The sequence below is a fragment of the Rhodococcus sp. (in: high G+C Gram-positive bacteria) genome (assembly GCF_049286785.1).
Classification (GTDB): Bacteria; Actinomycetota; Actinomycetes; order Mycobacteriales; family Mycobacteriaceae; genus Rhodococcus_F.
Map to the genome: position 1 here is coordinate 1 of NZ_JBAQEO010000004.1, position 8,302 is coordinate 8,302.

9 protein-coding genes and 1 pseudogene are annotated in these 8,302 nt (G+C 66.4%); 5 read left to right on the top strand and 5 right to left on the bottom strand.

The features are described from left to right. From WAW17_RS00140 to WAW17_RS00155, 4 genes and pseudogenes are all read right to left on the bottom strand, one after another. Positions 1-275 (bottom strand): annotated as a pseudogene (locus WAW17_RS00140) (phosphatidylinositol kinase); the annotation flags it as partial. A 3-nt stretch (positions 276-278) separates the two neighbouring features. Continuing rightward, positions 279-872, bottom strand: a complete 594-nt coding sequence (locus tag WAW17_RS00145) for a DUF3090 domain-containing protein (RefSeq protein WP_422331009.1) — start codon at positions 870-872, stop codon at positions 279-281. A 176-nt stretch (positions 873-1,048) separates the two neighbouring features. Beyond that, a complete protein-coding gene (locus WAW17_RS00150; RefSeq protein ID WP_422331010.1) occupies positions 1,049-1,750 on the bottom strand; it encodes a histidine phosphatase family protein in 702 nt (233 codons plus the stop codon). Between the two features lie 40 nt (positions 1,751-1,790). Then, positions 1,791-2,624: an undecaprenyl-diphosphate phosphatase gene (locus WAW17_RS00155; protein WP_422331011.1), complete on the bottom strand. Its 834-nt coding sequence runs from the start codon at positions 2,622-2,624 to the stop codon at positions 1,791-1,793. Positions 2,625-2,888: 264 nt separating this feature from the next. On the opposite strand from WAW17_RS00155, the gene WAW17_RS00160 reads away from it, so the two are divergent. From WAW17_RS00160 to WAW17_RS00180, 5 genes are all read left to right on the top strand, one after another. After that, the gene (locus WAW17_RS00160; protein ID WP_422331012.1) at positions 2,889-3,818 is read left to right on the top strand and encodes an aldo/keto reductase; all 930 of its coding nucleotides are present in this window, start codon (positions 2,889-2,891) and stop codon (positions 3,816-3,818) included. A 142-nt stretch (positions 3,819-3,960) separates the two neighbouring features. Beyond that, positions 3,961-4,647 (top strand): heme oxygenase (biliverdin-producing), encoded by a 687-nt coding sequence (locus WAW17_RS00165; RefSeq protein WP_422331013.1) that lies wholly within the window; start codon positions 3,961-3,963, stop codon positions 4,645-4,647. Next, entirely contained in the window at positions 4,647-5,678 is a 1,032-nt protein-coding gene (locus tag WAW17_RS00170; RefSeq protein ID WP_422331014.1) for a heme/hemin ABC transporter substrate-binding protein, read from the top strand. Before WAW17_RS00165 ends, WAW17_RS00170 begins: the two co-directional genes overlap by 1 nt. Beyond that, positions 5,675-6,745 (top strand): FecCD family ABC transporter permease, encoded by a 1,071-nt coding sequence (locus WAW17_RS00175; RefSeq protein ID WP_422331015.1) that lies wholly within the window; start codon positions 5,675-5,677, stop codon positions 6,743-6,745. The genes WAW17_RS00170 and WAW17_RS00175 overlap by 4 nt, the downstream gene beginning before the upstream one ends. Further along, positions 6,745-7,629: a heme ABC transporter ATP-binding protein gene (locus tag WAW17_RS00180; protein ID WP_422331016.1), complete on the top strand. Its 885-nt coding sequence runs from the start codon at positions 6,745-6,747 to the stop codon at positions 7,627-7,629. Before WAW17_RS00175 ends, WAW17_RS00180 begins: the two co-directional genes overlap by 1 nt. 28 nt (positions 7,630-7,657) lie before the next feature. On the opposite strand, the gene WAW17_RS00185 is transcribed toward WAW17_RS00180, so the two are convergent. Further along, the gene (locus tag WAW17_RS00185) at positions 7,658-8,011 is read right to left on the bottom strand and encodes a hypothetical protein (RefSeq protein ID WP_422331017.1); all 354 of its coding nucleotides are present in this window, start codon (positions 8,009-8,011) and stop codon (positions 7,658-7,660) included. Positions 8,012-8,302 lie beyond the last annotated feature (291 nt).

An 8,302-nucleotide genomic window follows, 5' to 3' on the forward strand; every position in this document is an offset into this window, starting at 1 on the left:
CCAGGACCGAACGGCCCGTCTCGCAGCAGCGTGCGTGGAATTACACCCCAGCCGAGTTGTTCGGACACCAGATACGACGCGTATTCACGACCTGCCAGGGTTCCGTCCGGAAAGTCCCACAGCGGGCGTTCGCCGCGGATCGGTTTGTAGACGCACCGCACTGTGTTCTCGCCCGAGACCGCGTCACAGACCAAGGTGGCGTTACTGGCGTGGGTGATCTGGCCGATGAGGGTCAGCTCGCCGAACTCCAGAGGATCCGATTCCTCGGAAGGCAACCCTCAGTCCTCCTCGTCCGGCTCCGGGGCGATTCCGAAGCTCTGGCCCCGACGGTACCCGTTGGTGCGAATGCAGATGTGACCTTCAGGGGCGAGCGGCTCACCGCACAACGGGCACGGCGCACGCCCGGCGGCGATCACCCGTTCGGACCGCAGCGAGAAGTCCCGCGCCTGCAACGGCGTCAGGAATACCCGCACCGCATCCGGACCTTCTTCGGAATCGTCGAGCACCACTGATTCGTCGAACTCGGTCTCACTGACGGCGAGTAGTTCGACGACCACGGCACCGGCGTCCGCATCCCAGCCGAGACCCATCGTGCCGACCCGGAACTCCGCGTCGATCGGTGTCACGAGGGGACTGACGTCTTCGAGTTCGGCACCCTCGGGCGGCACCTCGGTGCCGAACCTGCGATGAACTTCGTCGAGAAGGAGTCCCATCCGATCGGCCAGAACCTGGACTTGCTGCTTCTCCAGCAACACGCTGACCACTCGCGACTCGTGTACCGCCTGCAGATAGAACGACCTGTCGCCTGGCTCACCCACCGTCCCCGCAATGAACCGGTCAGGAGTGCGGAATACGTGAATTGCGCGTGACATTTGCACCTCCTTCAGCTGGAGCCGGGCCCTTCCGCGGCGCTGCCCACTCGTTGTTTCCCTCGCGGACTCTTCCTAGCAGCGTGGCTCGTCCATTATCCGCCAATCCTCAGCCGTGGTACCGCACATGATCACCGGCGGCGTCCGCCTCATGATCACCGGCGGCGTCCGCCTCATGATTACAGCCGTACCTCTCCGCCGGGGACCGATTGGGATAGCTCCGCGCGGGCGTCTTCCCCCGACGGCGGCGGCGGGGTGTTGACCCCCGACAGGTCCCCGCCGGTGTCGTTCATCTTCAGCACATAGGGACGTGTGGAGGTGTACCGGACCACGCTGAGCGATGCGGGCTCGGCGACGATGCGCTGAAACCCGTCGAGATGGGTGCCGAGCGCATCGGCGAGTATCGACTTGATGACGTCGCCATGGGTGCATGCCAACCACACGACGTCCCGGCCGTGACGTTCCCTGAGCCTCGCGTCGTGCTCACGCACCGCAGCCACCGCCCGTGCCTGGACCTGGGCCAGGCCTTCGCCGTCCGGGAAGACCGCGGCGGATGCGTGCTGCTGGACAACCTTCCACAGCGGTTCCTCCAGGAGGGTCTTCAGATCGCGTCCGGTCCAAGTTCCGTAGTCGACCTCGACGAGTCGTTCTTCCACCACTGGGATCAGCCCCCGCGCCCGAGCGAGCGGCACCACGGTCTGCTCACACCTCAGGAGCGGAGAGTGCACGATCTCCTCGATCTCGACCTGCGCGAGGCGGACGACGACTCCCTCCGCCTGCTCGCGGCCGTGGTCGTCGAGTGCGACCCCGGGCGACCGTCCGGCGAGAGTTCGGGCGGTGTTGGAGGTCGACCGCCCATGGCGCAGCAACACAACTGTCATTGGCCCAGCCTAGTGTCGCGCAGGTGTGCAGTGCCCGATCTCACGTGGCCGACACGACGCCGGCCGCGAGAAGCGACATGACCGTCACGCCCAGGATGATGCGGTAACCCACGAACCAGTACATCGAGTGATCGACGACGAATCGGAGCAGCCACGCGATCGACGCGTAGCCGACCGCGAACGCGATGAGGGTGGCGACGAGAAGCTGCGGACCGCTGGCGTCGAGTCCTTCACCGGCCGGTTCGAACGCGTCGGGAAGGCTGAACAGCCCGGACGCGACGACGGCGGGAATGGCCAGCAGGAACGAATACCGGGCGGACGCCTCACGGGTGAGCCCGAGGAAGAGGCCCGCACTGATCGTTCCGCCTGACCGTGAGACACCGGGGATCAAGGCCAGCGCCTGAGCCGACCCCATGATGACGCCGTCCTTCAGCCGGAGGTCCTCGACGGGGCGCACCTTGCGGCCGTAGTACTCCGCCGCCGCGATGACCAGTGCGAAAACGATCAGCATGGTGGCGATCAGCCAGAGGTTGCGAGCGCTGGTACGGATCTGATCCCTGAAGAGAAAACCCAGCACTCCGACGGGAATGGTACCGATGATCACATACCAGCCCATGCGGTAATCGAGATCACCCCGGTGTTCGGGGCTGCGCAGGCCGCGGAACCAGGCAGCGATGATGCGGCCTATGTCGCGGGCGAAGTAGATGAGCACCGCAGCTTCGGTACCGAGCTGGGTGACCGCCGTGAAGGACGCGCCTGCGTCTTCGCCGAAGAAGATCTCCGACACGATCCGCAGGTGACCGGACGACGAGATCGGGAGGAACTCGGTCAAACCCTGGACCATCCCGAGGACGAGCGCCTGGAGCCAGCTCATCGCCTCCCCCGTCACCGAGCGTCCCCGGGGAGCTCGATGCCGTACCTGCAGAGGTCGAATGCGCCGCTCCGACGCCAATTTCCCGTGTCGCGTTCGTAATTCACCGGCGTTACGGTACCGGTCCGGCCGACGTCCGGCAGAATCCGGCGTGGGAGCCCTACGTGCTTGCACCGCCGCCACTACTCTGCTCGTGGGGGTAGAGGCCTCGGGTGGGCAATCGCCCGGTTACCTCCACATCACGGACGGCACGAGACGCAGGTGGTTATGGAACAGAGATCGGTCGGAGCAAGTGGGTTACGTGTGTCCCGTCTCGGCCTGGGCACCCTCACCTGGGGACGGGACACCGACGGTGACGAGGCGGCCGCACAGATCGCGGCGTTCGTGGACGCGGGAGGCACCCTCGTCGACACGTCCCCTGCCTACGGTGATGGTGTGGCGCAGCGGATCCTGGCCGAACTGCTCGACGACGTGGTTCCGCGCACGGAACTCGTTCTGAGTTCGAGTTCGGGCATCAACCCCGCGAGCCGGTTGCGCATCGACTGCTCTCGTCGAGGACTTCTTGCACAGCTCGATGCGACGCTGCGCGAACTCGGCACCGACTATCTCGACATGTGGCAGGTGGCGACGTGGGATCCCTTCACACCGGTCGACGAGGTTGCCGCCACACTGGACTTCGCGGTGTCGAGCGGCCGGGTCCGATACGTCGGTGCCCGGGGCTATCTCGGGTGGCAGTTGGCGACCGCCGCGGGAGCCTGCCGCACCACCACTCTGGTGGCAACCCAGGTGGAGTATTCACTCCTCGCCCGCGGGGTCGAGGAGGAACTCATTCCCGCTGCGACACATCACGGTATCGGGGTGTTCGCAGCGATACCCCTTGCCGGTGGCGTGCTCACCGGCAAGTATCGCAGCGGGATTCCCGTGGATTCGCGGGGCGCGGACGACGCTCACTCGCAGGAGGTCCAGAGCTACCTGACCGAATCCTCGGTCCGGGTCGTCGACGCGGTGCTCACCGCAGCGGACGGGCTCGGCACATCACCGCTCGCGGTCGCACTGGCGTGGGCACGTGACCGGCCCGGTGTCGCGAGCGCCGTTGTCGGTGCCAGGGATATCGCGCAGCTGACCGGGGTACTCGTTGCCGAGGAACTGGAGTTGCCGGCTGCGATTTCGGCTGCACTGGATGATGTCAGCGCGTAGGCGATGCGTATGTGGATGTCAGCGCGTAGGCGATGCTTGTGATGTCGGAGTCGGGTGGTCGGCACTCGAGCGCATGCCCGCGTAACAGAGGCTAGGCTAACCTGATGCCACACGCCGATGTTTCCGAACCGCAGGAGAGCCCATGACGACACTGAACGAGTCCGGGTCGGCCCATCCTCGGACACTCGGCTTCGCCGACCGTATCAAGGCCGATACCGACGCCGCGCATCGGGAGACGGAACAGTCCGGGTTCATCGGTGCTCTGCTGGCCGGGGAACTGAACACCGACGGTTATGCGGAACTCCTCGCTCAGACCTATCTCGTCTACCGCGAACTCGAGGACGCGGGCCGCAGCCACGCGGACAGCCCGGTGGCATCGCCGTTCCTCGCCGACGAACTCCTGCGGGTGCCCTCCCTCGAAGCCGACCTCGAGTTCCTTCGCGGCCCGTCGTGGCGCGACACCGTCTCGGCCTCGCCTGCCACCACCCGATACGTTGCGCGTCTGCGTGAGGTGGCGTACGAATGGCCGGCCGGTTTCGTTGCCCACCACTACATCCGCTACATGGGTGATCTCTCGGGCGGTCAGATCATCCGCCGCATGCTCGAACGCGCCTACGGGTACACCACCGACGGCCTGCAGTTCTACATCTTCGCTGCCATCCCGAAGCCGAAGGTGTTCAAGGATTCCTATCGCGCGAAACTCGACGCGGCACCGCTGTCCGCCGACGATCAACAGCGGGTGATCGACGAAGTCAACCTTGCATACCGCCTCAACGGTGCCCTGTTCGCCGATCTCGAGGCCGACATCGACAGTTACCGCGTGAAGTGATGCCTGTGCTCCGGCCTCGTGTGACGAAGTGGCTCATCGCCTTTCTGTCGTTCCTTCTCGTCGCTGCGCTCGGGCTCTCCGCATGCAGTTCCGGTGCCTCGGATTCCGGCGCGGCGACTGGGGCGCGAACGGCGATTCTCGACAATCCGGACCCCGAGATCATCACTTCTTCGGAGCCGCCCGCACTACCGGTCACTGTGCGCAGCTTCGACGGGGTGGAGATGACGATCGACGACGCGACCCGGATCGTGACTGCCGATCGGTACGGCACGCTCACCGAAACCGTATTCGCGCTCGGTCTCGGTGACAACGTCGTGGGGCGCGACATCGCCGCCGAGTTTCCGGCGGCAGCAGACATTCCCGTCGTGACGCCGGGCGGGATGTCCCTGAATGCCGAGGCGATTCTCGACCTCGCGCCGACTGTTGTCCTCACCGACACAAGCATCGGGCCGCTCGCCGTGCAGGAACAACTGCGCGCCGCCGGAGTTCCCGTCGTCTTTTTCGATCCCGCACGCACGCTCGAGGGAGTACCCGAGCAGATAGTGAATGTGGCGAACGCACTCGGTGTTCCCGAACGCGGTCGGGAACTCAGGGCGCGCACCGAGAACCAGATCGCGGTTGCCCGAAGCCGTGCCCCGCAGGACGGCGACCCGCTGAAGATCGCGTTTCTCTACCTGCGCGGCACGGCGATCACCATGATCGGTGGTCCCGGATCCGGTGCCGACTCCTTGATCGAGGCGCTCGGCGCGGTCGACGCCGGCACGGCGTCGGGCATCACCCAGCCATTCGCACCCGTCACCAGCGAAGCGTTGATCGCCGCAGCCCCGGATGTCATCCTCATGATGACGGATGGGCTCGAGTCGATCGGCGGCATCGACGGTCTCGCGAAGATTCCCGGTGTCGTCCAGACCCCGGCAGGCAAGGACCAGCGCGTCGTCGACATGCAGGACGGGGTGCTCCTCAGCTTCGGCCCCAACACCGGCCGGGTCCTGGCCGCACTCTCCGACGCCGTCTACCCCGACGCACCATGAGCCTCGCCGAAGTCGAGAGGCCGGTGAAGAAGTCTCGTACACGCACCGCCACCGTCATGGTCGGTCTTCTGATCGCGTTGCTCGTGGCGGCGGTGTTCTCGGCCTGTATCGGTCAGGTGCCCACAGGTCCGGATGAAGTTCTCGGCAGCCTCCTGCATCACATCGGACTCGACATCGGTCCGCTGCCGGCACACCCCAGTGGCGACGTCACCCTCTGGCAGGTCCGGTTCCCGCGGGTGGTCCTCGCCGTCCTCGTCGGTGCGTCGCTCGGCTGCGCGGGCACCCTCCTGCAGGGAGTGTTCGCGAATCCGCTGGCCGAACCGGGCGTCATCGGCGTCTCGTCCGGGGCGGCCGTCGGTGCCAGCGCCGCAATCGTCGTCGGCGGTGTCTTCGCGGCCGGCTGGTCCGTGGCCGCTGCCGCGTTCTGTGCCGGTGTGATCACCACGGTGGCCGTCTACCTCCTCGCCCGGCACGAAGGCCGTACCGAGGTGGTCACCCTGGTGCTCACCGGTGTCGCGGTCAACGCCTTCGCCGGCGGGCTGATCGCCTACTTCACGTTCATCGCCTCGCCTGCGGCACGCGATCAGATCGTCTTCTGGCAGTTGGGCAGCCTCAACGGTGCCACCTGGAATGCCGTGGCTGTGGTGGCACCGATGACGATCACCGGTATCGCCGCCACCGCGTTCATCGCCGGAAAGCTCGACCTTCTCGCTCTCGGGGAAAGTGCTGCGCGGCACCTCGGTCTCGATGTCGAGCGACTCCGTCAGGTGGCCGTGCTCATCGTTGCGCTGCTGGTGTCGGCGAGCGTGGCCTTCACCGGCATCATCCTGTTCGTGGGCCTGGTGGTGCCTCACCTGATGCGCATCGCCGTCGGTCCGGGCCACCGCGCACTCGTTCCGGCGAGCGCGCTGTGCGGCGCGCTCGTACTCCTACTCGCAGACCTCGGAGCCCGGTCGCTGGTCGAGAACGCCGACCTCCCGCTCGGCATGCTGACCGCCCTCGTGGGCGGCCCGTTCTTCTTCTGGTTGCTTCGACGCACCCGCTCGAGCCAAGGAGGCTGGGCCTGATGATCAGCCCGTTCCGCACGGCCCGCGTCCGATTGACCGATGCCGTCGGGCAGAGTTTCTTTCGCCGCACCGATCCCACCCCGCCGCGGCGTCCGGCCGGCGCGATCACGTTGCGGGCCATCGACATCGATGTCGTCCGCGGACACCGGCCGGTACTCGAGCAGGTATCCGTGGACGTCCGGGTCGGCGAAGTCCTGGTGCTCGTGGGCCCCAACGGGGCCGGGAAGTCGACGCTCCTCGCCGCCCTGTCCGGGGATCAGCCGGTGCAGTCCGGCGAGGTGCACCTCGACGACAGGAATCTCACCGAGTGGACCATGGCAGGCATGGCGCAGCGCCGAGCGGTACTTCCCCAGCAGAACACGGTCGGCTTCTCATTCACCGCCAGGCAGGTGATCGCCATGGGGCGAACTCCGTGGGCGCGCACGCAGCGCTCGAGCGAGGACGAAGCCGCGATCACGGAGGCGATGCGCCTGTGCGACGTCGAAGCGTTCGCGGACCGGCCTTTCACGGCATTGTCCGGCGGTGAACGTGCACGCGTCGCCTTGGCCAGGATCCTCGCGCAGCGCACCGAGACGATCCTCCTGGACGAGCCGACCGCCGCCCTCGACCTGGGTCATCAGGAGACGGTGATGCGGCTGACCCGTTCGCGGGCGGAACACGGCACGGCAGTGGTGGTCGTTCTGCACGATCTCGCGCTCGCCTCCGCCTACGCGGATCGGGTCATCGTGCTCGAGAAGGGGCGGGTGGCTGCCGACGGACCGCCCGGCGACGTACTGTCCGAAGAGTTGCTGACCCGGGTGTACCGGCATCCCGTCGAGGTTCTCGCACACCCCCGCACCGGCGCGGCCCTGGTTCTCCCCCGCCGCGACGTCCGCAACAGCTAGAGTGCCGCGACATCGTGCTTCGGTCGGTTCAGATCCCTTCGATGACGGAACCGAGCCGGGTGAGTACCGCACGCACCGTGGTTCCGTCCTCCGCCTGGGGAACAACGGAATCAGGATCGGCCACAGCGTCACGGACGAGGGCGATAATGCTGCGTTCGTCGGTCAGGTCGATGTCCCGGACGGAGCGCCGCGCAGAGGCGACGACATCCTCCGGCGAGGGAACGTCGGACGTCACATCGGCACGGTAGACCTCGACGTACAGGGTGCTCTTGCGCACCCGGAACGCGTACGAGTTGCCGGCTGCGGTCATACCGAAGCCGTGCGCGTGCGCTCCGACCGAAATGTCTTCGACGGTGAACGTTGGCGAGTCGGGTGATTCCACGATCTTCTCCTCGATGACCCATCCGGCTCTCGGCGAACACCTGGGCACGGGGGTCGTTACCACCCACCGTAACGCCTCCGAGGTGGTGGGCGACGACCGATTTCGTCAGCGTTTCGCCGATCAGGGATGCTAGAGAGCAGTCGTGCAGTATGGATCGACGACGGAACCGCGAGGAGCAGCACATGGTAGGACCGGGAGCGCGCGTTGTCGCCTCTTGTATCGGATTCGCATTTCTGCTGCTCACCGGGTGTTCTTCGAACGCTGAGCAGGACGAACCGATCGGTGTCGTCC

Coding starts and splice junctions, on each gene's coding strand:
- WAW17_RS00145 (WP_422331009.1), bottom strand. CDS start 872: ATGTCACGCGCAATTCACGTATTCCGCACTCCTGACCGGTTCATTGCG.
- WAW17_RS00150 (WP_422331010.1), bottom strand. CDS start 1,750: ATGACAGTTGTGTTGCTGCGCCATGGGCGGTCGACCTCCAACACCGCC.
- WAW17_RS00155 (WP_422331011.1), bottom strand. CDS start 2,624: ATGAGCTGGCTCCAGGCGCTCGTCCTCGGGATGGTCCAGGGTTTGACC.
- WAW17_RS00160 (WP_422331012.1), top strand. CDS start 2,889: ATGGAACAGAGATCGGTCGGAGCAAGTGGGTTACGTGTGTCCCGTCTC.
- WAW17_RS00165 (WP_422331013.1), top strand. CDS start 3,961: ATGACGACACTGAACGAGTCCGGGTCGGCCCATCCTCGGACACTCGGC.
- WAW17_RS00170 (WP_422331014.1), top strand. CDS start 4,647: ATGCCTGTGCTCCGGCCTCGTGTGACGAAGTGGCTCATCGCCTTTCTG.
- WAW17_RS00175 (WP_422331015.1), top strand. CDS start 5,675: ATGAGCCTCGCCGAAGTCGAGAGGCCGGTGAAGAAGTCTCGTACACGC.
- WAW17_RS00180 (WP_422331016.1), top strand. CDS start 6,745: ATGATCAGCCCGTTCCGCACGGCCCGCGTCCGATTGACCGATGCCGTC.